The sequence below is a fragment of the Catonella morbi ATCC 51271 genome, from assembly GCF_000160035.2.
Lineage (GTDB): Bacteria > Bacillota > Clostridia > Lachnospirales > Lachnospiraceae > Catonella > Catonella morbi.
On record NZ_KI535368.1, the window covers coordinates 430301 to 454842 of the forward strand.

Sequence of the window (24542 nt, forward strand, 5' to 3'; positions counted from 1 at the left end):
TCACGTCCTTATACGGATGCATAATTATAAAAGAATAGGAGCGGAAATTATGAGAAACAAGAAGAAGATTTGTATTTTACTTACGGCGGCAGTAATGCTTGGCAGCTTTACATTACCACAGGTGCCTGCGGTTGTGAAAGCGGATGAAGTAACAGTAGGAAGTGACAGTATATCTCCTTTGGGTACGGTAGAAAATCCTGCAGAAGGTAACCTTGCTGTTTCAGACAAGTTTCCGGGTAAGGATAATCTGGAAGTGTTATTTTCGCAAAAAACACAACTCAAATCAGCGTTGACTTCGTCAGATAAGGCAAAGCTTGACAATTATTTTAAGTTTACTCTGGCAGAAGATGCCTGGGTTTATCTAGGAACAGGCCTGTCCTTGAATAATCATGAAGGTGTGACTGTTAAGGTTAAATTATACAGTGATGCTGCCTTTTCTAAGGAAGTAGGTTATTTTGAGTACGGGTATTGGACCTCAAAAGCAAATAATGAATTTACTGATGTTTTAAAGGCAGGTACATACTATGGACATTTGCAGGTTAACCATGCAAACTACGGAGACTTTGACGGAAATATTAACTTAAAAGGAGTTGCCTTACCTTTAAAGAATTTAATTAAAACTGATTATAAGGTAAGTAAGAATAAAAGTAAGGCTACTGTAACCGTATCCACAGGGCTTGGAGAACTCTTTAATTTTGCACAGTTCAGAAGCGGCAAGGTAGGAAATGATGCCGATAAAAATGCGACATACTGGGGACGTAGAAACAGCTATGGCTGGCTTAATTCCGGAGACAGAAAAGCTATAGAAATTAAGTTAAATGATAATAATACAATGAAGTTTGATGTAAAGAAAAACGGATATTATACAGTCAGAGTCACTGATAAATATATGGTTGATACAATTTATGCCGAAAAGAAGGCTACAAGCTTCTCTAAGTTTTTCAAGGTGAAAGGAATAGACGATAAGGCTCCTGTAGTTAAAGGCGTTAAGAATGGCGGAAGTTATAGAAACGGTGTAAAAATAGTATTCTCAGATAAAGATACGGGCATCAAGTCTGCTAAGCTTAACGGTAGGTCTGTAAAGTCAGGAGTGACAGTGAGCACAAGAGGCAGTTATAAACTTGTAGTAAAAGATAAAGCGGGAAATTCCAGTATTATAAGTTTTAAGGTTAGATAGTATAAGCCGGGATTTCGGATAATATAGGCTACAGAACTTTATATCAGGGTTTTGTAGTCTATTTATATTTCGCTTATGCAATCTTCTGCCGGCAAATAAACCTGCAAAGCAGTATTATTTATTGTTGAAATGTTACAATTTTGGCATTTGTATGAAAACTCACTTGACAAATCTAATTGTATGCAATATAATCATACGAAAATAAATAGTTAGTTCTATAAAATAAACTTCAGTATACTGTTTATCCGACCTCACTATACAGAATAAGAGGTCGGTGACCTGTAGCGTGAATTATTGTTGGTTGTTTAAGAAGTTGAGGAAAGTATGAGTTTTTATGATTTTAAAGCAAGACTAATAAACGGCAGGGAGGTGTCGCTTGAGGAGTATAAAGACAAGGTGGTACTTGTAGTAAATACTGCCAGTAAATGTGGTTTTACACCGCAGCTTACAGGGCTTACTAAACTTTATGAAAAATATTCGGACAAAGGTTTTGTAATTCTCGGATTTCCCTGTAATCAGTTTGGAAAGCAGGATCCTGACAGTGAAACACGTAATGCATGCCTTCTGAACTATGGAGTAAGTTTTCCGATGTTTGACAAAATAGATGTAAATGGTGCTAATGCACATCCGTTATTTAATTATCTTAAGGAAGAAGCCGGTGGTATTTTAGGAAATGATATCAAATGGAATTTTACTAAGTTTCTGATAGATAGAAATGGCAAGGTTGAAAAAAGATTTTCTCCGTTAACTAAGCCGGAGAAAATAGAAACCTATATAACGGAACTCTTATAATTACTTAGAATTGAGGTTTTATGAACAGATATGATATTGCCATAGTAGGTAGCGGTCCCGGTGGGCTTGAGGCTGCTATTACAGCAAAAATCAGAAATAAAGACATAATATTATTTGGAAACAAGGACTTGAGCCTTAAAATAACAAAGGCTGCTGAGATTAAGAACTATCTCGGTTTTCCGGATATTACAGGTGAAAATCTTGCAAAGGCATATAATGAACACTTGCAAAAAATGGACATTAATATAAATTATTCCAGAATAAATGCAGTATATGCAATGGGAGATTATTTTGCCCTGCAATCCGCAGATGAGATGTTTGAAGCAAAGTCGGTTATTATTTCTACCGGAGTAGTTACAGGCAAGACTGTACCGGGTGAAAATGAAAATCTTGGCAGCGGAGTCAGCTATTGTGCAACCTGTGATGCAGCACTTTATAAAGGTAAGGAAGCCATAGTTGTGGGATATTCCTCTAAAGAAGAGGAGGAGGTTATCTTCCTTGCAGAAAAGGCAAAAAAAGTAACTTATATAGCTTTGTATAAGAATGTGCCGTTTCTTGCAGATAATATTGAGGTAGTAGAGGGATTCCTGCCACGTGAAATCATTAAAAATGAGGATAGGCTAACTTTAGTTACGAATAAAGGCTCGTATACAGCAGACGGGGTATTTTTCCTGAGAGATGCCATATCACCTGAAAAGCTTGTTCCGGGACTTCTTATAGAAGAAGGACATATTACGGTGGACAGGTCTATGCGCACCAATATTGAAGGGGTTTTTGCCTGCGGAGATATTACAGGCAAGCCGTATCAGTATATGAAGGCGGCAGGTGAAGGAAATGTGGCTGCACTTTCAGCCGTATCTTATCTTGCAGGACGAGCTTAAATGACTTTTGTTCATCATGAGATATTGTAAAAATGTTTATACCCGGATTGTTTAATGATATAGGTGTCAAAAGTATTTATCTCCAATATCATTGAATAATTTGGATTATATTATAAAATAACTCATTGAGGTTATATGATAAATTTGGGTGAAATCACCGGAAAGAGGATGTTATGGTAAAAAAAATTAATGAAGCAGAATTTTCAGAGGTTAAGAACAGTAAGTTTGCAGTTGTAGATTTTAATGCTACCTGGTGCGGACCTTGCAAGATGTTAGGACCTGTACTTGAGGAAGTATCGGAAGAACTTGGTTCTAAGGCAGCTTTCTTTGCTGTTGACGTAGATGATAACCAGAGCCTTGCTATTAAAAATAAGATTCAGAGCATACCTGCCATTGTTATTTACAAGTATGGAGAGCCTGTAGACAGACAGATAGGTTTTCTTCCAAAGGCACAGCTCGTTGATTTTATAAGCAAGAATGTAGGTTAAAAATCTCGTTAAATAAGGATGAATCATGCAAAAAGAAGATAAATATAAAATGTTAAGACTTTCCAGCCAGCTTTGTTTCCCGCTTTATGCCTGCGCCAAGGAAATAGTCAAGAAGTATAAGCCTTTTTTAGATGAACTTGACCTTACATATACCCAATACATTACAATGATGGTTATGTGGGAAAATGAAAAAGTAAATGTGAAAGAACTCGGTGAGCTTTTATATTTAGACTCAGGTACACTTACACCGGTTCTTAAGAAGCTTGAACAGAAAAAATTTATCGACCGCCATAGGGATAAGGATGATGAAAGGGTACTTAATGTAACCCTTACCGAAACCGGTAGGGAGCTTAAGGATAAGGCTTTAGACGTCCCTAAAAAAATGGGAGCCTGTCTCAGACTTACTGAGGAAGATATGTCCACCCTTCATAGGATACTTGATAAGATGCTTAGGGAATTTTAATTTTTATAAGTTATACGTAAAAAAGATTGTCGCCCATACTTCGGTGACAATCTTTTAATATAATAGGAATTATTTCTGAGAGATTATACTGCGACGGATATGTTGATGTCGCTTATGCGACCCACCGCAGGAGAAAAGTCATGAAAACAGGATTTTTTCTTTCATAAAAGTCTCTGTAAATTTTTATTAATTTGTTGCTGTCTTTTAGCTTTTAGAATTCAAATATTCCTTGATTGCAGCAAAGCTTTCTTTACTGATTACATGCTCGATTCTGCAGGCATCTTCTAAAGCGGTTTCTTTATCTACCCCGAGACTTATAAGCCATGAAGAGAAGAATTTATGCCTTTCATATATCATATCGGCAACTTCTTTTCCAAGCGGGGTAAGTCTTATATAGCCGTTTTCATCAACAACAATGTGCCCTGTGGTTCTAAGGTTTTTCATAGCCACACTTACGCTTGATTTCTTAAAGCCCATTTCGTTGGAAATATCTACAGAACGTACATTTCCAATTCTTTCGGTAAGCATAAGTATTGTCTCTAAATAATCTTCAGCAGATTCATGTATTTCCATTAACACCACCTCCAAGCTTTGTTTGTAATAAGTATAGCAAAGATTAAATATCTTAGCAAGGGTAAGTAAATTTAATCAGAATATTTGCCATTGTTTTTTTACTATAAATAATTTTTAGTTTTAAAAAGTTGCGTAGATGCTTATTTTATCATATAATTAAATAAAGAAATACGAAGGGATTAATGTAGTTTTGAATACAGAAATAAAGAATGCAGTTAATTCTGCAGGAGACAAGGCACAGTATGATGCCAGGGTTAAGAGAATACTTGCTGAGACATTAAATACTTAATGAATGCAAGCTGAAGGCGAAGTATGAATTTAGTATTTAAGTCGTTCTTTCGAACGAATGTGAGAAAGAACCTCAATAGATATAGTCACATACATTGAAGGTGAACCTAAGATAGGTATTGTACCGATTGAACCGGGACTTACTAATATAGAAAAAACAGATGAGTCAGGGCAGAGAATTAAAGGATTGAACTCGGAGAGTGTTGAAGCAAATGAAGGTCTAATAAGGTTTGACATCATATTTTATGTACGCTTAAAGAATGGACTTTCACAGATAATAGTGAATGTTGAGGCTCAGAAAGATGACCCGGTTTCATACAAGATACTTAACAGGGCAATATTCTATGTGAGCAGACTTATATCATCACAAAAGGAAAGAGATTTTGTAAATACTAATTATGACGATATAAAGCAGGTATTTAGTATCTGGGTGTGTATGAATATGAGTAAGAACAGTTTAAGTCATTTTCACATTGTAAAAGATGAGATGTTAGAGCCATACGACTGGAAGGGAAATGCAGACTTACTAAATATTGTGATGATTGGAGTTACAAACGAACTTCCAAAGCATGATGAAAAATACGAATTACACCGTCTTATTGGGGCTTTATTGTCGGATAGATTAAGAGAAAATGAGAAACTGGATATTATTGAAAAGGAATATAAAATTCCTCTCAGCAATGATTTTATAAAGGAAGTGGATACTATGTGTAATTTAGGTCAGGGAATAGAGGATAGGGTAACAGTAGAGGTAACAGCAAAGAACTTAATAGATTTTGTTATGAATATGTATAAAAATAAATTCTCGTTGGAACAAATCTCGCTTGTAACAAAAAAGAGTATAGATGAAGTAAAAAAGATAATCGAAAAAAATGATAAGGTTTTGGCATAACTATAGCAAAAATTTGTCCGCTCACAGCGAACAAAACGAACCAAAATCCAATCAAAATTAGCCCTCATGTATGACCAAAATTTAATAAAATATTAAAAAATATCAATTTATGAGCCTGGAAACCGCAAATTTCCGGGTTCCTCTTTTCTGTACTTTTTCTGTTTTTTATGCTATATTTATACTAAAATCAACCCATTTAGTGACTTATAAAATCGCCTGTACCATGCAGTATTACTGAGTTTCAGCCAGTCCCACAATATGGTTTTGGTGACCTACATTCGTATTTTACACCCTTTGTGCAAAATGACGAAGGATTTAGAGAACGCATGATTACGAATTTCTGGCGAATAGGCGAACTTTTTTGTTTAATAGGAAATTTCTTTGAAATTCCTATTAAACAAAAATATCAGAGATAGATGCGCAGCTCGCGGCAATGAAGTTTGCCTTACGGCACCGCTCGCGCGCAAAGTGTGTGCAAGCACACACTTTATAATATGACTTTTAGGAGAATTTAACCATGGATCACTTCATTTTACACAGCGAATATGCACCTACGGGAGACCAGCCACAGGCTATTGAGGAGCTTGTAGAAGGCTTCAAAGAAGGCAACCAATTCCAGACCCTGCTTGGGGTTACGGGTTCCGGCAAGACATTTACAATGGCAAATGTCATAGCCAAACTAAACCTGCCCACCCTTGTCATTTCACACAACAAAACCTTAGCGGCTCAGCTCTATGGTGAGTTCAAAGAATTCTTCCCTGAGAACGCAGTAGAATACTTTGTGTCGTACTATGACTACTATCAGCCTGAAGCTTATGTTCCCTCTTCAGATACGTATATAGAAAAAGATTCTGCAATAAATGACGAGATAGATAAACTTCGCCACTCTGCTACAGCAGCACTTTCGGAGAGAAAAGATGTGGTTGTGGTTTCAAGTGTGAGCTGTATTTACGGACTTGGAGATCCTATTGACTATGAGGATATGACACTTTCTGTACGCCCGGGACAGATTAAGGATATGGAAGAAGTTATAAGAAGACTCATAGATATCCAGTACACAAGAAATGATATGGACTTTAAGCGTGGTACATTTAGGATTCGTGGTGATGTGGTGGAAATATTTCCGGTTGCATCCACAGATAAAGCTGTAAGGCTGGAGTTTTTTGGCGATGAAATAGATAGGATTTCTGAGATAGATGTGCTTACAGGAACTACAGTAGCTGAACTAGCCCATGTGGTTATTTTTGCTGCATCTCACTATGTAGTTGCTCCTGAGAAAATGAAAGAGGCATTGTCCAGGTTGGAAGAAGAATTAGATTTGCGTGTCAAATATTTTAAAAGTGAAGATAAGCTAATCGAGGCTCAGCGAATAAAGGAAAGAACAAATTTTGACATAGAAATGATGCGTGAGACAGGGTTTTGTTCAGGAATAGAGAATTATTCGGGACCTCTTTCGGGCAGACCATCAGGAAGTATGCCGTTTACACTTATAGATTACTTTCCTGATGAATTCTTAATTATAGTGGATGAGTCGCATATTACCATACCACAGATTGGCGGAATGTATGCGGGGGACCGTTCAAGAAAGACTACACTTGTAGACTATGGATTCAGACTTCCATCTGCTCTTGACAACAGACCGCTTAATTTTACGGAATTTGAAAATAAAATAGACCGTATGCTCTTTGTATCTGCAACTCCGTCTGAATATGAGGCAAAGCATGAACTGCTTAGAACAGAGCAGATAATAAGGCCAACAGGACTTGTAGACCCTGAGATTATTGTAAAGCCTACAGCAGGACAGATAGATGATTTAATCAGTGAGGTAAAAAAGGAAACTGAAAAGAAAAATAAGGTTTTGGTAACAACACTTACCAAGAAAATGGCGGAAGACCTTACTGATTATATGAGGGAAGCCGGTATAAGGGTGCGATATCTCCATTCGGATATAGACACCCTTGAAAGGTCCGAAATTATAAGGGATATGCGTCTTGATGTATTTGATGTACTGGTAGGTATCAATCTGCTCAGAGAAGGACTTGATATACCTGAGATTACACTGGTTGCCATCCTTGATGCTGACAAGGAAGGTTTTCTACGTTCAGAGACTTCACTTATTCAGACCATAGGCAGGGCTGCAAGAAATGCAGACGGCCATGTAATAATGTATGCAGATACTATTACAGGCTCTATGAACAGGGCAATAACAGAGACTGAGAGAAGACGTGCCATCCAGATGAAATACAATGAAGAGCATGGCGTAGTGCCTCAGACTATAAAGAAGAAGGTAAGGGATTTAATAAGCATTTCAAAGAAGGTTGAAGAAGACAGCTCTAAGATTATAAAAGATGCGGAGTCTATGAGTGAGGCAGAATTAAAGGCAGTAATTAAGGAACTTACAAAGAAAATGAATCAGGCTGCGGTTGAGCTTAACTTTGAGACGGCTGCTAAACTTAGGGATGAGATTATAGAACTTAAAAAACATCTGGTGGATCTGACGGCTATGTAAATGATACAAGTGTCAAAAGTATAAAAATTCGATTGGGGCTTGCTTACAAGAGAATTTATTATCTTTTGACACCCACATTAAAATATCAAATCATACAAAAGCAGTAAATTACATATAAAACTCTCTGAAACTATATTCCCATTATCTTTCTGCGTTTTCTGAGCCAACCGCCATGCAGATAATATACAGTGAAAACAAATGAAGTCAAAAACCAAGTCACAGGGTAGACGGTTAATACAGTTCCTATATGCGGATTTGCAGGAACAATAAAGAATATCCAAAGTATTCTTAAACCACAGATTCCTACCGCAGTTATTACAGTAGGAATAAAGGAGTCGCCGGTAGCCCTTATTGCACCCGAAAGTACTTCTATCCCTACAAAGAAGATATAGTACTGACAGTAATGTCTGAACATATATACTCCTACATCTATTACAGCAGTTTCACTTGTGAAAAGGTTAAGCAACTGTTCACACCCAATGTATAAAATCAGACTTAAAAGGATGGCTGAAAGTGAAGTAAAAAGATATGTGATTCTTACACTTTTTTTTATACGGTCAAAATTCCCGGCTCCAAAGTTTTGGCCTACAAAGGTAGTAACAGATACTCCGAAGGCACCTATTACCATCCAGTAAAAATTATCATTCGTTGTAAAAACAGTCCAGGCCGCAACAGTATCAGTTCCGAAGCTGTTTACTGAAGACTGCACTATCATATTTGAAAGATAATACATTACAGCCTGAAAACCTGTAGGCAGACCTATTTTTAGCATTGCGGTCAGTTCTTTTTGGTGAAAACTGATTTTCTTTAAGTCTAACTTATAGCTAAACTCTGCTCTCATAAGCATTGTAATTACAACAGCGGCACTTATGACCTGAGCGAGCAAGGTAGCCAGTGCGGCACCGAAGATTCCCATTTTAAATACTGCAACAAAGAGGATATCAAGTACAACATTGGCAATAGTACAGACTATGAGGACATAAAGAGGACTCTTGGAATCGCCCACAGCCCTAAGTATGCTTGAACCCATATTGTATATAAGCACAGGTATTGAACCCAGAAAGTAGACCCTGAGATAGGTGGTAGAAGGTTCAATTATATCAGCGGGAGTATTCATAATTTTAAGTATCATAGGCGAGAATACTATGCCTACTATCATTATTATTACTCCGCTTACGAGGGAAAGAGCTATGGCGGTGTGGACAGAATCACTCAAATCTTTGCCCCTATTTGCCCCGTAGAACTGTGATATGATTACTGCCGCGCCTGCAGACAGACCGACAAAAAAGCCGATTAGGATATTGATGATGTAGGTGGTTGCACCTATTGCGGCAAGAGCTTCTTTATTTACATATCTACCTACAATAAGAGCATCTGTAGTACTGTAAAGCTGTTGTAAAAATGAGCCTAGTAATATAGGAAAAAAGAACATCAAAATACTTTTGCTTATTGAGCCTGTAAGTATTGAATTTTGGTTTTGTGTAGCTTTATTCATTTATTTAACCATTCTGTATTATAATTTTTTTAATTTTTTTCATAACCATAATAAATGCCGGTATCAGGAAGATATTTGCGGCTATCCAGGCTGCGGCATTGGAATAATAAATCGCATCCGCACCGAACCAGGCAAGACCGAGGAAGGCAACCGCACACCTTGCAATCATTTCCATAATTCCTGCTGCCATGGCAAACATACTATGTCCAAGTCCCTGAATACCGTATCTGAGTATTATAAGCAATCCGAGAGGGAAATAGAAGGACGCATTGGCAAAAAGGAACTTGCCTACATAGCCCAACAGTACTGTTTCGTCAGCATTTACAAAAAGGAGGGCAACATATCTTCCGCCGAAGATAATGGCAAAGAATGCAAATACAGTATATATACCCATAGCAATTATACCCTGCTTCATTCCCTTATTTATTCGGTCAAGTTTTTTTGCGCCGAGGTTCTGCCCACAAAATGTAGCCATAGCTGTTCCCAGGGTATCATAGGCCTGAGTGAAGAGTAACGATACCTTACTTCCTGCTGTAATTGCAGCAACATAAATCGAACCCAGACCGTTAACTGCTGCCTGCATTACGGTAGAACCTATAGCGGTTATGGAGTATTGCAGCCCCATAGGAATGCCCATTAAAAGAAGCCTGCTTACAAGAGCCGAGTTTAGCTGCCAGTCGCCTTTTTTCATTTTCAATATCGTATATTTTTTCTTTATAAATAAAAAGCAAAGTATACAGGATATGAACTGTGAGATATCAGTCGCAAAGGCTGCTCCGAATACTCCCATTTTAAATACAATTACAAAGAGTAAGTCCAGAGCAATATTTACAAAGGAAGAAAATATTAAAAAGTACAGAGGTGTCTTTGAATCACCGAGAGCCCTCATTATTCCTGAAAGCAGATTATAGAACATAATCCCAAGTATGCCGGCAAATATAGTGGCGATATATTCATAAGAGCCCTGAAAAATATCATCAGGAGTATTGGTAAGCCTTAACATTGCACCTGTGAAGGTAACAGTTATTATTGTAATCAAAAGTCCTACGATAAGCGAGAGCCAGGCAGCATTGGTTACATATTTTCTGAGCCTGTCAAAATCCTTTGCGCCAAAGGCTTGAGAAACAGGTATCATAAAGCCGCCGCTTACACCTATGATGAAGCCCAGTACAAGGAAATTGAGCGCACCTGTACCCCCGACAGCGGCAAGTGCATTTACGCCTATGTATTTTCCTACAATTATAGAGTCAGCCATATTATACATTTGTTGAAAAAGATTTCCAAAAAGCATAGGCACCGCAAAACCAAGAATTGCTTTGATGGGACTTCCCTTTGTCAGATCTTTAATCATCGGCTTTCACTCCTTTTCATATATTATTGTTGATAAGATTAGGCTGTCAAAGATAATAAACTCTTGTAATCAACTTTGTATCGGATTTTTATAGTTTTGACACTTGTATCTTGATAAGTAATAATAATATAAATAAGTATTTTTTTCAATGAGTAAGTTGCCATATTTAGTTGATTTCTAATGGGTAGTATTGCTATAATGAAGAGAGATTATAAACCTGTGCTAAATAGTTAAGGTTCATATATTAGTTATGCTTAAGAAAGAGGAAGAAGAATGGATTTGCAGAAAATGAATGACTGGATAACGTCAATGGGAGGAACGAAATGGCTTATAGCTCAGGTACTTAGCCTTATAGGTTATACACTTATGGTGGTGACAGGGTATATTAAAAAAGAAAAGAAGATGCTCAGAACTCAAGATGTACAGCTTCTTTTCATTATAGGAATGGGAGTGCTTCTTAATGCATTTTCAGGAATAATAATCAATACAATTCAGATTATTAAAAACGAAATATATCTGAGAGGAAAGCTGAATAAGTACTCAAAGGCAGCCATTGTGGGAGTTGGTGTGGTAATGACGCTTATATTTAATAACGGTGGAATTGCAGGCTGGCTTCCGGCAATAAATTTATTTATATTTACTTATTTCTTGGGAATGGGTGGAGCAATAGGCATAAAGATACTTATATTTATAACCACCTGTGGCTGGGGAGTATACGATTTTTCGATAAAAAACTATGTAGGTCTTATATTTGACATACTCACAATTATAAGTTGCATCTTAGGTATATTCAGACTTAAAAAGGAAGCAGGTGTAAGTAAGGAGACAGTTTTAGAAAATTAATATTTTAACCCAAATTATTCACGAAACATATTGTGAAATACTGTAATCAAGCCACAGGCTCCGAGTTACGATATTTTGCGGATGTTTGGTAATATAACACGTGTACATTAAGGAGGAATTATGAGTAAAGTAGGAATTGTAATGGGAAGTGACAGTGACCTTTCTGTAATGAAGGCGGCTATGGAAATGCTTGAAAAATTCGGAATTGAGTATGATGTAACAGTTATATCTGCTCACAGGATGCCTGATATTTTCTTTGAATACGCAAAGGCTGCAGAGAGCAAATATGATGTGCTTATAGCAGGCGCAGGCGGAGCAGCCCACCTTCCGGGAATGGCAGCAGCCGTAACTCCGATTCCTGTAATAGGTGTACCTATCCATACAAAGAGCCTTGGCGGAGTGGACTCACTTTACTCTATAGTTCAGATGCCTGCAGGCATACCGGTGGCTACAGTAGCTATAAACGGGGCTAAGAATGCCGCTATCCTTGCAGCTAAGATTATTTCCGTAAGAGAGCCTGAAATAAGACAGAAGATTAAGGACTTTGCAGAGGGGCTTAAAGACGAGGTACTTGCTAAAAAGACTAAAATAGAAAATGTAGGTTACAAAACCTATTTAGAAGAAATTAACTAAGAAAGGGAAGGTGGATAATGGATTACAAAACTTCCGGTGTAGACATTGAAGCGGGTTACAAGTCGGTTGAACTTATGAAAAAATATGTGGCTGAAACTAAGAGAGCCGAAGTACTTGGAGGTATCGGTGGTTTTTCCGGCGCATTTTCTCTTGCAGCCATTAAAAATATGGAAGATCCTGTACTGCTTTCTGGTACAGACGGAGTAGGAACCAAGATTAAGCTGGCCTTTGAGCTTGATAAACATGATACCATAGGGATTGACTGTGTGGCTATGTGTGTAAATGATGTAGTCTGTGCAGGTGGTGAACCGCTTTTCTTCCTTGATTATATAGCTTGCGGTAAGAATGAGCCCGAGAAAATAGCTTCTATAGTAAAGGGAGTTGCAGAAGGCTGTAAGCTTTCGGGTGCGGCTCTTGTTGGCGGTGAAACAGCCGAGCATCCGGGACTTATGGCTGAGGATGAGTACGACCTTGCAGGCTTTGCGGTAGGTGTGTGCGACAGGAAAGAACTTATAGACGGAAGTAGCCTTAAAGCAGGAGATGTAATCATAGGTATAGCATCCTCAGGAGTGCATAGTAACGGTTTTTCTCTTGTAAGAAGTGTATTTAAAATGGAAAAAGAAGCCCTGTTAAAATATTATGATGAGCTTGGAAAGACCTTGGGAGAGGCTCTGCTTGAGCCAACTATCATATATGTAAAGGCTCTTAAAGAAATAAAAGATTCGGGAGTAAAGATTAAAGCCTGCAGTCATATTACAGGTGGAGGTTTCTATGAAAATGTACCCCGTATGCTTAAAGAAGATACTCAAGCCATTATTAAAAAAGACTCCTATGAAGTGCCTGCTATATTTAAAATGATTGCAAAAGAGGGCGATGTTTCCGAACAGGTTATGTACAATACCTTCAATATGGGTATAGGTATGATGGTTGTAGTGGATAAGGCTGATGCCAATAATACTATGGAATCTATAATGAAGTCAGGAGAAAAGGCTTTTGTTATAGGTGAAATTAAAGAGGGAGAAAAGGGAGTAACCCTTATATAATTATGAAAAAAGTTGCGGTTTTAGTATCCGGTGGCGGAACTAATCTTCAGGCTATTATAGATGCAAAGACAAAGGGTATTATTAAAAATGCTGAGATTTCTCTTGTCATAAGCAATAATGCTTCTGCATTTGCACTTGAAAGAGCTAAAAAAGCAGGGATTGAGGCAAAATGTATAGCACCGTCTATGTTTGATACGAGAGAGCTGTTTAACAAGGCTCTTATAAAGGCCTTGGATGAGGCTGAGATTGATTTGGTGGTACTTGCAGGCTTCCTTGTTATTATTCCTGAGGAAATGGTTGCAAAGTACAGAAACAGGATAATTAATATTCATCCATCACTTATTCCTTCATTTTGCGGAACCGGTTATTATGGACTTAAAGTACATGAAAAGGCACTTGAGCGAGGAGTTAAGCTAACCGGAGCAACGGTACATTTTGTAGATGAGGGTACAGATTCAGGACCTATTATATTGCAGAAGGCTGTAGAAGTAAAAGATGATGATACTGCTGAGAGCTTGCAGTTAAGGGTGATGGAGGAAGCTGAGTGGAAGATACTTCCGGAAGCGATTGAGCTTGTTGCAAGCGGAAAAGTTCAAGTTGTAGACGGAAAGACTAAAATAATGAGATCTTAATGCGGATAATTTATAAGTTAATAAGTACTTGTTCTGGTTGCTTCTTTAAGCGGAAAATGGAGGAAAGGAATGAATGTATTAATAGTTGGCAGCGGAGGGCGTGAACATGCCATAGCCTGCAAGGTGGCTGAAAGTAAGAGAAGTAACAAAATTTATGCTGCACCCGGAAATGCGGGAATTGCTGAAGTAGCTGAATGCGTAGATATTTCTGCAATGGATTTTCCAAAACTTATAGAGTTTGCAGGGGATAAACAGGTGGATTTTGTCATAGTCGGAGCTGATGATCCCTTGGTAGCGGGGGCGATAGATGAATTTGAAAAGGCAGGCTTTAAGGCTTTCGGACCTAATGCTGCGGCAGCTATAATAGAGGGCTCTAAGGCATTTTCAAAAGATTTGATGAAAAAGTACAATATTCCTACTGCAGGATATGAAGTATTTAACTCTGCGGATAAAGCATTGGAATATCTTAAAGATGCCCGCTATCCTATTGTGCTTAAGGCGGATGGGCTGGCTCTCGGTAAGGGAGTGCTTATCTGTGAAAACAAGGATGAGGCTTTTAACGGCGTAAAGACTATAATGGAAGATAAGAAATTTGGAAATGCCGGAAATACTTTGGTTATAGAGGAATTTATGACAGGACCGGAGGTATCTGTGCTTTGTTTCTGCGACGGAGAAACTATTAAACCTATGACTTCAGCTATGGATCACAAGAGAGCAAAAGACGGTGACAAGGGCTTAAACACGGGAGGTATGGGCAATATTTCTCCAAGTCCGTTCTATACAAAGAAAGTAGAAGATTTTTGTATGGAGAATATCTACAAACCTACTATGGCGGCTATGAAAAGTGAAGGCAGACCTTTTAAGGGAGTTCTTTTTGTGGGACTTATGCTTACTCCTGATGGGGTGAAGGTACTTGAATACAATGCAAGATTCGGGGATCCTGAAGCTCAGGTGGTGCTTCCGAGAATGAAGTCTGATATTTTAGATATAATGGAAGCCTGTGTAGAGGGCAGACTTAATGAAGCGGAACTTGAATTTGAGGACAATGCTGCGGTTTGTGTAGTGCTGGCTTCTGACGGTTATCCGCTTGATTATGAAAAAGGTAAAGAAGTTGCTGTTAAAGAGGGCTTTGGCAAAAACGGACTGTATCTCTATCATGCAGGTACAAAGCTTGTGGATGGAAAAGTTGTTACGGCAGGCGGCAGGGTATTTGGCGTGACTGCGACCGGTAAAGACTTAAAGGAAGCAAGGGAAAAGGCTTATAGGGCAACAGAACTTGTGGAATTTGAAAATAAATATATGAGAACCGATATTGGTAAAAAAGCTTTGGAGGCTTAGATAAATCAAAAAATAGGGAAGTCAGGTATAATAAACCGGTTTCCCTATTTTTGCTTTTCTTGTTTGTAGGCTGAATCAGGCTGTTCAGCAACTGCATCTAATGTTTTATCTTTAGTTGAAGGTGTTTCAGGTACAAAGGTAATAATGTCTTCAACCCTGCATTGTAAAATTTGACATAATTTTTCAAGAGTTGCGGTAGTTATATGTTCGCCCTTCTTTATTCTGCTTATTTGAGAATTACTTACACCGTAATAGACCGCAAGTTTATATTGTGAAATGTTTTTGGCTTTTAAAGTTTTCCAAAAGTTATCATAAATAATCATAAATTTGACCTCAACTGATTTACTGCACCTATAGCCGATAATGCTGTACTTACTCTTTATTTTAAAATATAGTAATGCCATAAATCGGACAAGTCCAAAAATTCGGACAATGTCCATTATCGGGGGATATCGGAGGGTTGACGAAGGAGAAGATAAGCAGCTTAACCTGGTAGCACGCAAATTTTGTTTTAGAATTGAGTTTTAAATTCATTTATAGTATAATTCTTTCCGAGATATATGTTAATGCTTGAAAGGAGCAAAAAAAATGTCTAAAAAACCGGTAGTTCTTATTATAATGGACGGCTTTGGTATCAATGAAAGAGAAGATTACAATGCTATAGCACAGGCTAAAAAGCCTAACCTTGATATACTTATGAAGACCTATCCTTGCAAGAAAGGCTATGCAAGCGGACTGGCGGTAGGGCTCCCTGACGGACAGATGGGTAATTCAGAAGTAGGACATATGAATATGGGTGCGGGAAGAATTATTTATCAGGAGCTTACAAGAATTACAAAGGAGATAGAAGACGGTGATTTCTTTAAGAATGAGGCTCTTCTTTCCGCTATAGAAAACTGCAAGGCAAAGAACAGTGCATTACATATGTTCGGACTTTTATCAGACGGTGGAGTGCATAGCCACAATACCCATATGTACGGACTTTTAGAGCTTGCAAAGAGAGCGGGTCTTGAGAAGGTTTATCTGCATTGCTTCCTTGATGGAAGAGACACACCGCCAAAGAGCGGACGTGATTTTGTGGCAGCGGCTGTAGATAAAATGAATGAAATAGGTGTAGGTAGGGTTGCTTCTGTTATGGGACGTTTCTACGCTATGGACAGAGATAACCGTTGGGACAGAGTAGAGCTTGCTTATAAGGCAATGGTTTACGGTGAAGGTAACACAGCCTCTGATCCTGTAGTTGCGGTAGAAAATTCTTACGGTGCAGATGCAACCGATGAATTTGTAGTTCCTACTGTAATCGAAAAAGCCGGAAAGCCTATAGGCACAATTAAAAATGATGACAGTATAATATTTTTTAACTTCCGTCCTGACAGAGCAAGAGAAATTTCAAAAGCTTTCTGCAATGATGATTTTGACGGATTTGAGAGAAGAGGCGGAAGAGTTAAGACTAAGTTTGTCTGTTTTACCGATTATGATTCCAATATGCCAAACAAAGAGGTTGCGTTTAAGAAAGTTGAAATTAAGAATACCTTTGGTGAGTATATGTCAAAGCTTGGCAAAACTCAGCTTCGCACTGCTGAAACCGAGAAATATGCTCATGTTACCTTCTTCTTCAATGGGGGTGTAGAGGAGCCATATCCGGGCGAGGACAGAATCTTAGTTAAATCTCCGAAGGTTGCTACTTATGACTTGCAGCCTGAAATGAGTGCTTACGAAGTTTGCGACGGTCTTGTAAATGCCATTAAGAGTGGGAAATATGACACTATAATATGTAACTTTGCAAATCCTGACATGGTTGGACATACCGGAGTTATGGAAGCCGCGGTAAAGGCTATTGAAACTGTTGATACCTGTGTAGGAAGGGCGGTAGAGGCTCTTAAGGAAGTGGACGGAGCTATGTTTATCTGTGCTGACCATGGAAATGCAGAGCAGATGATTGATTATGAGACAGGAGAGCCTTGGACAGCTCATACTACCAACCCTGTTCCGTTTATTCTTGTGAATGCGGGAGACTATGATTTGGCTGAAGAAGGCAAGCTTTGTGATATCATACCTACAATGCTTGAACTTATGGGAATACCACAGCCTGAGGAAATGACAGGAAGATCACTTTTAATTAAAAAGTAAGTAATTAATACGACATATCTGCAAAAATATAAAAAGTTTGATTATTAGTCAGGGTGTTCTGAAATGCTACAAAAAGCAACCGGCGTTTTGCTTAAATATTGGCCGATAATCACCGATAAATATGTTTAAATTTGCAGAGGTGTCGTATTTTTTAATGATAAAAGATATATTTTATAGTAAAAAATACTAAAAACCGGAAAGGAATAATACATAAATATAGCATGGTTTTATGATGAAAAATAATGACATAAAGCTTAAAATGTGTTAAGATAAGCTAGAGTGTTGATAGTCAATCAACATACTTTAAGTAAGTATAAATTTATCTGAATAGGGCTTGTGCGTATGACTTAAAGTGCATAATTATATGCACTTATTTGTGTGCTTAGGTCTTATACAGAGTAACAACAGGAGGAAAATACAATGGCAAGAAAGTGGGTATATCTATTCACTGAAGGAAAAGCTGAGATGCGTGAGCTTCTTGGCGGTAAGGGTGCTAACCTTGCAGAAATGACAAATATCGGTCTTCCGGTACCTCAGGGCTTCACAGTAACAACAGAAGCTTGTACTCAGTACTATGAAGATGGTAAGAAAATTAATGATGAGATTCTTGGTCAGATAGACGAGCATATAACAAAGCTCGAAGAAATCACAGGAAAGAAATTTGGAGATCATGAAAATCCACTTCTTGTTTCAGTTCGTTCAGGTGCAAGAGCTTCCATGCCCGGTATGATGGACACAATTCTTAACCTTGGTCTTAATGAGGAAGTTGTAAAGGTTATCGCTGATAAGTCAGGAAATCCTCGTTGGGCTTGGGATTGCTATAGAAGATTTATTCAGATGTATTCTGACGTAGTTATGGAAGTTGGTAAGAAATACTTTGAAGAGCTTATCGATAAAATGAAGGAAGAGAAGGGAGTTACTCAGGACGTAGACCTTACAGCTGAGGATCTTGAAAAGCTTGCAGGTCAGTTCAAAGACGAATATAAGTCGAAGATTGGTAAAGATTTCCCAACTGATCCAAAGGAGCAGCTCTATGGAGCAATTCAGGCTGTATTCCGTTCATGGGATAACCCACGTGCAAATGTTTACCGTCGTGACAACGACATCCCTTATTCATGGGGAACAGCCGTTAACGTACAGTCTATGGCATTCGGTAACATGGGTGATGACTGTGGTACAGGTGTTGCATTTACAAGAGACCCTGCTACAGGTGCTAAGGGACTTTTCGGAGAATTCCTTACCAATGCACAGGGTGAGGACGTAGTTGCAGGTGTTCGTACACCTATGCACATCGATGAGATGGCTAACAAGTTCCCTGAGGCTTTTAAGGAGTTCAACGAAGTTTGTGCTACACTTGAGAAGCACTATAGAGACATGCAGGATATGGAGTTTACAGTTGAGCATGGTAAGCTTTATATGCTTCAGACCAGAAATGGTAAGAGAACAGCTCAGGCTGCTCTTAAGATAGCTTGTGACCTTGTAGACGAGGGAATGAGAACTGAGGAAGAGGCAGTTGCAATGATCGACCCTCGTAACCTTGATACTCTTCTTCACCCACAGTTTGATTCTAAGGCTCTTAAGGCTGCTACACCACTTGGAAAGGGACTTGGAGCTTCTCCTGGTGCAGCTTGTGGTAAGGCAGTATTTACAGCAGATGACGCTGTAGTTTGGGCAGGACGCGGTGAGAAAGTAGTTCTTGTTCGTCTTGAGACCTCTCCTGAGGATATTTCAGGTATGAAGTCTGCTCAGGGTATTCTTACAGTTCGTGGCGGTATGACATCTCACGCAGCAGTTGTTGCTCGCGGTATGGGTACTTGCTGTGTTTCCGGTTGTGGAGATATCGTTATGGATGAGGCTAACAAGAAGTTTACTCTTGGCGGCAAGACATTCCATGAGGGAGATGAAATCTCTATCGATGGTACAACAGGTAATATCTATGAAGGCTTAATCCCAACAGTTGATGCTACTATCGCAGGTGAGTTCGGTAGAATCATGGCTTGGGCTGACAAGTATAGAAGACTCAGAGTTAGAACAAATGCGGATACTCCTGCTGATGCTAAGAAGGCTCGTGAGCTTGGTGCAGAAGGTATCGGTCTTTGCCGTACTGAGCACATGTTCTTCGAGACTGACAGAATTGCAGCATTCAGAGAGATGATTTGTTCAGATACAGTAGAGGGAAGAGAAGCAGCTCTTGAGAAGATTCTTCCATATCAGCAGGGAGACTTCGAGCAGCTTTATGAGGCACTTGAGGGAACACCTGTTACTATCCGTTTCCTTGATCCACCTCTTCACGAGTTCGTTCCTACAACAGAGGAAGAGATTCAGAAGCTTGCAGATGCACAGGGCAAGAGTGTTCAGGCTATTAAGGATATAATTACAGGACTTCACGAGTTCAACCCTATGATGGGACACAGAGGACTTCGTCTTGCAGTTACCTATCCTGAAATTGCTAAGATGCAGACAAAGGCTGTTATCCGTGCAGCTATCAATGTACAGAAGAAGCATCCTGACTGGAAGGTTCTTCCTGAGATTATGATTCCTCTTACAAGTGAAGTTAAAGAGCTTAAGTTTGTTAAGAAGGTAGTTGTAGAGACAGCAGAGGCTGAGATTAAGGCAGCCGGAGCAGACCTTCATTATGAGGTTGGTACTATGATAGAGATTCCTCGTGCTTGCCTTACTGCAGATGAGATTGCTAAGGAAGCTGACTTCTTCTGCTTCGGTACTAACGATCTTACACAGATGACATTCGGTTTCTCTCGTGATGATGCAGGTAAGTTCCTTAACGCTTACTATGATACAAAGATTTTTGAGAACGATCCGTTTGCAAAGCTCGATCAGCACGGTGTTGGTAAGCTTATGGAAATGGCTATCAAGCTTGGAAAGCCTGCTAATCCTAAGCTTCACATCGGTATCTGTGGAGAGCATGGTGGAGATCCTTCATCAGTTGAGTTCTGCCACAAGATCGGTCTTGACTATGTATCCTGCTCACCATTCAGAGTACCTGTAGCAAGACTTGCAGCAGCACAGGCTGCTATCGCTGAGAAGAAGGCGAAATAATTAAATAAGATATGTTAGGTACAGAGGGCTTCGGCCCTCTGTATTTGTATATCACAATAAAAATAAACCACCGGCTATGCCGGTGAGTTCCCAAATAGCTTTAGCTTCAAGAAAAGACCTCCTGTGGTATAATAAGTACAGGTTTGGCGACCGCACAACAATAATACCACAGGAGGTATCCAAGATGGACAAGAATAGTTTAGCACATACTACATGGGAATGTAAGTATCATATTGTATTTGCACCAAAATATAGGAGAAAAATTATATATAATAAGCTGAGGGCAGATATAGGAAGAATTCTCAGCGAGTTGTGTAAGAGAAAAGGAGTTGAGATAATAGAAGCAGAAGCTTGCCCGGATCATATACACATGTTTGTAAGAATACCACCCAAGTATAGTGTTTCAGAGATAATGGGATATTTGAAAGGGAAAAGTTCTTTGATGATATTTGAAAGACATGCGCATTTAAAATACAAGTATGGCAACAGGCATTTTTGGTGCAGGGGCTACTATGTAGATACAGTAGGGAAAAATGCAAAAAAGATAGAAGAATATATCCGAAACCAATTAACAGAGGATTTGGAATATGATCAAATGTCGTTAAGTGAATATATTGACCCGTTTACGGGTGAGCCGGTAATAAAAGGCAAATAAACAGGCTCTTTAGAGCCAGCCAGAAAATGTAGTGCGGAAGTCAAACTTTTCAGTGCCCCTTTAGGGGCAGGCAGGAAAGAGCGGCTTATAGCCGCAGAGCAAACCACCAGCTAAGCTGGTGGTCATGATTAATAGGAAATCTCCTTGAAATCTTCTATAAAGGCCAGAGTGACAAAAGATAATAGATTTTCTTGCAAGAAAGACTGGTAGAATTTTATACTCTTGACACTTAAATACTTTAAATTAGAATTTCTCAGAGGTAATTGCCGTAAGGTGCTTATTGCACACAAAGTGTGCGCAGAAACAACCTTGATATTAGAATTAGTGATTATGTAATATCTGTATTGGACTAGTGTTGTAGGAAAAATATATCATAACACAGTAGAGAAGATGTAACAGTTGCCTGCCTGCTGTGAAACCACATAGGGAGATAAAATGATAAAAAATATTGAGCCAAACAATACAAGTCTTGAATGTGATGGAAATGAGAAAATAAAGGATATATCAAAAGAAGAATCTCTGCTTGAATCAGCGAGGTTATTATCGCAGAAAGCGCATAGTAATCAGGTTGATAAGGCGGGGATTAATTATTTTACCGGACATATTCAAACTGTTGTTAATTCAGTTCACACTCATAAGGAGAAGATAGTAGCCTATCTCCACGATACAGTAGAAGATATAGAAGTCATGATAGAGATGATATGCGAAGAATTTGGTGAGGAAATCGGAAGGGCAGTCGAAGCAATCACAAAGCCTAAAAAACTTGATTATACCAGGTATATCGAAGGGATTAAAGCAAACGAACTCGCTAGAGTGGTTAAAATCGCTGACATAAAGCATAATATGGATTTGTCGAGGCTGAAGGTTGTAGGGGAGAAGGATATAAAGAGGGTTAAAAAGTATAGGAAGGCGCTGGGGGTGTTGGAGGAGGAGAATTGACAATATATATAGGATGATAACTTAATACTGATAATAATACCAAATTGTATTAAAGATAAAGCTGAATATCTGTAGTGTTTACGGTGTGTTCAGCTTTTATTGTATTTCACAATAAAAATAAACCACCGGGTATGCAGTGAGTTTCTAAATGGCTTTTGCTTTATGAAAAGACCTCTCGTGTTTGGAGTTAAATAATTGTGAAGGATTGATAGAGAATAAAAATGGATAAATGCAAAATGTTACAAAAGGTTGATGAGAATGAAGAGAAATATTGAAATATAACTAAAATGATTGTGGTTTGAGGTAGATATTTTGTGGATAAATGATATAATAGGGAGTGGTTATACGATATGAATACTTGGAACCACATTATAGTGTTAAATGAGGAGGTGAAAAATAGGATTTTAATATGCTTTAATTGACTTTGGTGAATATGAGGTGTATTGAAGTAGGATTTATCATTCACACAGATGAAGATGGGAAAAAGATTGCTCACTAATATCTGGTGTGTAAAGGTTATAAGATAGCGATTAGCTGTTCATAAATATATGAACATTGAGATGCAGTTATTTTCTGCTTCAAGGAAAAAAGCCGTTATAACAGACCGCAATATAACCGCAGATTTTGCCCACAGGACACTACAAAAGGAAATTGAATTACAGTCTAAGATTGACCTAACCAAGCTACTAATCCATTCAGACCAAGGAAGTCAGTACACTCCTAAAGAGTACACAGAATTTTGCGAAAAACTTGGAATAGCAAGGAGTATGAGTAAAGCAGGTTATCCATACAAAATGCTCCGATGGAAAGGTACTTCAATACGCTAAAAACAGACCAAATTTATCAGCATCGCTATCATACTGAAAAAGAGCTTTATGCTGCAATTGAGGAATTTGCTTATGTTCATTATAACCATGTCAGACCACATGCTTATAATAAATATAAAACGCCTTACGAGGCTCGTTATGGGGTTAAATAATCCCGTAACTAATTTTAGGTTATGGTGTTACAAAAATGCTTGACCACAACAATATTAGGAGAAGAACATTATGAGATTTGATAAAGAAGCATTGTTTCAGAAACTAGTGTATTGACATATTGATATTTAACAAAATATTTCTGGCTATTTTTGCCGTTTTATGATAAAATAAAAGAAACGGCGGTGATTTATATGGCAAGACCAAAAAAGTATAAAATCGAACTTACGGATAACGAATTAAAAATCTTAAAATCTGTCATCCGAAAAAACAAAACATCCAAAACAATTCGATGCAGATGCCAGATCATTATTGATTTGGATGAAGTACATGGGAAAGTATTTACCTATGAACAATCTGCAAAATCAATTGGTGTATGTCTGGCAACAGTAACCAATACCGTGAAAAAGTATTTTGAAGGCGGTATTGATGCAGTGACTGAGTTTAAACGTAATGTTAATTCCGATAATGCAAGGCGTGTGCTTGATGGACGTGCTGAAGCACGTATAATCGAACTCGCCTGTGGCCCGGTACCGGAAGGGCATTCAAGGTGGACCATCCGGTTGCTGGCAGAGAAATCAAAAATTGTTCTTGATACTCCTGTCAGCCGTGAGGCAATCCGCAGAGCCTTAAAAAAAACGAACTTCGACCTCACAAAAACGACTACTGGTGCATCCCCGCAAAAGATGATGCCGAATTTGTAGCATGTATGGAAGATGTTCTTGATGTATATGAGTCCCCATACAATCCTGAAAGACCGGTTGTCTGCATGGATGAAAAGCCCTACCAGTTATTGGGTGATGTAAGGGAACCACTGCCCATGTGTCCGGGCAGTAATCAGAAAATAGATTCTGAATATGTCCGAAATGGCACCTGCAGTATATTTGCTTTTGTCGAACCACTTGGCGGTACACATCATGTCAGTGTTCGAGAACACCGTACTGCCTTTGACTGGGCAGAAGAGATAAAATATCTCGTTGATGTCATGTATCCTGATGTGGAAAAAATAATCCTTGTAATGGATAACCTGAACACCCATAAACCGGCGTCCTTGTACAAAAGGTATCCGGCGGATGAAGCAAGAAGGATTATCAAGCGTCTGGAAATTCACTATACTCCCAAGCATGGAAGTTGGCTTGACATCGCAGAAATAGAACTTAATGTGATGACCAGACAGTGTCTGTCACGAAGGATTAAAAACATTACCAATCTTCGCGAAGAATTAGCAGCCTGGGAGGTAGAGCGAAATATTTTTGCAGCAAAGGTCAATTGGCAATTTCGAACTGTTGATGCCAGAGTAAAATTGAATTCATTGTATCCTAAGTTCACAACAGCTTCCAGATAGGAAGTTGTTGTAATACTAAATATCAATATGCCAGTACACTA

22 protein-coding genes and 1 pseudogene are annotated in these 24542 nt (G+C 38.6%); 19 read left to right on the plus strand and 4 right to left on the minus strand.

The features are described 5' to 3' along the window. The first annotated feature begins 49 nt into the window (after nt 1-49). The 5 genes from GCWU000282_RS08995 to GCWU000282_RS09015 all read left to right on the plus strand — a co-directional run bounded on the left by GCWU000282_RS08995 (nt 50) and on the right by GCWU000282_RS09015 (nt 3801). Complete coding sequence (locus tag GCWU000282_RS08995; protein ID WP_035040139.1) at nt 50-1177, plus strand: hypothetical protein; 1128 nt, start codon at nt 50-52, stop codon at nt 1175-1177. Between the two features lie 324 nt (nt 1178-1501). Then, nucleotides 1502-1969: a glutathione peroxidase gene (locus GCWU000282_RS09000; RefSeq protein WP_023354782.1), complete on the plus strand. Its 468-nt coding sequence runs from the start codon at nt 1502-1504 to the stop codon at nt 1967-1969. A gap of 20 nt (nt 1970-1989) precedes the next feature. Next, nucleotides 1990-2850, plus strand: coding sequence for an NAD(P)/FAD-dependent oxidoreductase (locus GCWU000282_RS09005; protein ID WP_023354783.1), 861 nt, complete (start codon nt 1990-1992; stop codon nt 2848-2850). A gap of 173 nt (nt 2851-3023) precedes the next feature. Further along, nucleotides 3024-3338, plus strand: coding sequence for a thioredoxin (trxA, locus tag GCWU000282_RS09010; RefSeq protein WP_023354784.1), 315 nt, complete (start codon nt 3024-3026; stop codon nt 3336-3338). 25 nt (nt 3339-3363) lie between these two features. Next, nucleotides 3364-3801, plus strand: coding sequence for a MarR family winged helix-turn-helix transcriptional regulator (locus GCWU000282_RS09015; protein WP_023354785.1), 438 nt, complete (start codon nt 3364-3366; stop codon nt 3799-3801). Between the two features lie 204 nt (nt 3802-4005). On the opposite strand, the gene GCWU000282_RS09020 is transcribed toward GCWU000282_RS09015, so the two are convergent. Next, entirely contained in the window at nt 4006-4374 is a 369-nt protein-coding gene (locus tag GCWU000282_RS09020; protein ID WP_023354786.1) for a metal-dependent transcriptional regulator, read from the minus strand. A 475-nt stretch (nt 4375-4849) separates the two neighbouring features. Between GCWU000282_RS09020 and GCWU000282_RS09025 the strand changes: the two genes are divergently transcribed. Next, on the plus strand, nt 4850-5554 hold the full coding sequence (locus GCWU000282_RS09025) for a hypothetical protein (RefSeq protein ID WP_023354787.1): 705 nt from the start codon (nt 4850-4852) through the stop codon (nt 5552-5554). 517 nt (nt 5555-6071) lie between these two features. Then, nucleotides 6072-8063 (plus strand): excinuclease ABC subunit UvrB, encoded by a 1992-nt coding sequence (uvrB, locus tag GCWU000282_RS09030; protein WP_023354788.1) that lies wholly within the window; start codon nt 6072-6074, stop codon nt 8061-8063. Nucleotides 8064-8193: 130 nt separating this feature from the next. On the opposite strand, the gene GCWU000282_RS09035 is transcribed toward uvrB, so the two are convergent. Next, nucleotides 8194-9558 carry an MATE family efflux transporter gene (locus GCWU000282_RS09035; RefSeq protein ID WP_023354789.1) on the minus strand — a complete coding sequence of 455 codons (1365 nt, stop codon included), beginning with the start codon at nt 9556-9558 and terminating at the stop codon, nt 8194-8196. A 4-nt stretch (nt 9559-9562) separates the two neighbouring features. Further along, nucleotides 9563-10909 carry an MATE family efflux transporter gene (locus GCWU000282_RS09040; protein WP_023354790.1) on the minus strand — a complete coding sequence of 449 codons (1347 nt, stop codon included), beginning with the start codon at nt 10907-10909 and terminating at the stop codon, nt 9563-9565. A 273-nt stretch (nt 10910-11182) separates the two neighbouring features. Between GCWU000282_RS09040 and GCWU000282_RS09045 the strand changes: the two genes are divergently transcribed. The 5 genes from GCWU000282_RS09045 to purD all read left to right on the plus strand — a co-directional run bounded on the left by GCWU000282_RS09045 (nt 11183) and on the right by purD (nt 15398). After that, a complete protein-coding gene (locus GCWU000282_RS09045) occupies nt 11183-11752 on the plus strand; it encodes a YgjV family protein (protein ID WP_023354792.1) in 570 nt (189 codons plus the stop codon). 120 nt (nt 11753-11872) lie between these two features. Beyond that, nucleotides 11873-12385 (plus strand): 5-(carboxyamino)imidazole ribonucleotide mutase, encoded by a 513-nt coding sequence (gene purE, locus GCWU000282_RS09050; RefSeq protein WP_023354793.1) that lies wholly within the window; start codon nt 11873-11875, stop codon nt 12383-12385. A gap of 17 nt (nt 12386-12402) precedes the next feature. Then, nucleotides 12403-13428 (plus strand): phosphoribosylformylglycinamidine cyclo-ligase, encoded by a 1026-nt coding sequence (gene purM / locus GCWU000282_RS09055; protein WP_023354794.1) that lies wholly within the window; start codon nt 12403-12405, stop codon nt 13426-13428. A 2-nt stretch (nt 13429-13430) separates the two neighbouring features. Then, entirely contained in the window at nt 13431-14060 is a 630-nt protein-coding gene (gene purN / locus GCWU000282_RS09060) for a phosphoribosylglycinamide formyltransferase (RefSeq protein WP_023354795.1), read from the plus strand. A 69-nt stretch (nt 14061-14129) separates the two neighbouring features. After that, nucleotides 14130-15398, plus strand: a complete 1269-nt coding sequence (gene purD, locus GCWU000282_RS09065; RefSeq protein WP_023354796.1) for a phosphoribosylamine--glycine ligase — start codon at nt 14130-14132, stop codon at nt 15396-15398. Nucleotides 15399-15442: 44 nt separating this feature from the next. On the opposite strand, the gene GCWU000282_RS09070 is transcribed toward purD, so the two are convergent. Further along, entirely contained in the window at nt 15443-15721 is a 279-nt protein-coding gene (locus GCWU000282_RS09070; RefSeq protein ID WP_084295367.1) for a helix-turn-helix domain-containing protein, read from the minus strand. Nucleotides 15722-15986: 265 nt separating this feature from the next. Here GCWU000282_RS09070 and gpmI point away from each other — a divergent pair, with 265 nt between their 5' ends. From gpmI to GCWU000282_RS09105, 7 genes and pseudogenes are all read left to right on the plus strand, one after another. After that, complete coding sequence (gpmI, locus tag GCWU000282_RS09075) at nt 15987-17528, plus strand: 2,3-bisphosphoglycerate-independent phosphoglycerate mutase (protein ID WP_035040140.1); 1542 nt, start codon at nt 15987-15989, stop codon at nt 17526-17528. 420 nt (nt 17529-17948) lie between these two features. After that, nucleotides 17949-20585, plus strand: a complete 2637-nt coding sequence (ppdK, locus tag GCWU000282_RS09080; protein WP_023354799.1) for a pyruvate, phosphate dikinase — start codon at nt 17949-17951, stop codon at nt 20583-20585. Between the two features lie 184 nt (nt 20586-20769). After that, a complete protein-coding gene (gene tnpA / locus GCWU000282_RS09085; protein WP_035040144.1) occupies nt 20770-21240 on the plus strand; it encodes an IS200/IS605 family transposase in 471 nt (156 codons plus the stop codon). Nucleotides 21241-21675: 435 nt separating this feature from the next. Next, a complete protein-coding gene (locus GCWU000282_RS09090) occupies nt 21676-22179 on the plus strand; it encodes an HD domain-containing protein (RefSeq protein WP_023354801.1) in 504 nt (167 codons plus the stop codon). A 499-nt stretch (nt 22180-22678) separates the two neighbouring features. Next, nucleotides 22679-23158: pseudogene (locus GCWU000282_RS16315) on the plus strand (DDE-type integrase/transposase/recombinase); the annotation flags it as partial. Between the two features lie 192 nt (nt 23159-23350). Further along, nucleotides 23351-23860 (plus strand): helix-turn-helix domain-containing protein, encoded by a 510-nt coding sequence (locus GCWU000282_RS09100; protein WP_035040145.1) that lies wholly within the window; start codon nt 23351-23353, stop codon nt 23858-23860. Continuing rightward, a complete protein-coding gene (locus GCWU000282_RS09105; RefSeq protein ID WP_156913131.1) occupies nt 23830-24501 on the plus strand; it encodes an IS630 family transposase in 672 nt (223 codons plus the stop codon). Before GCWU000282_RS09100 ends, GCWU000282_RS09105 begins: the two co-directional genes overlap by 31 nt. The last annotated feature ends 41 nt before the right edge of the window (nt 24502-24542 follow it).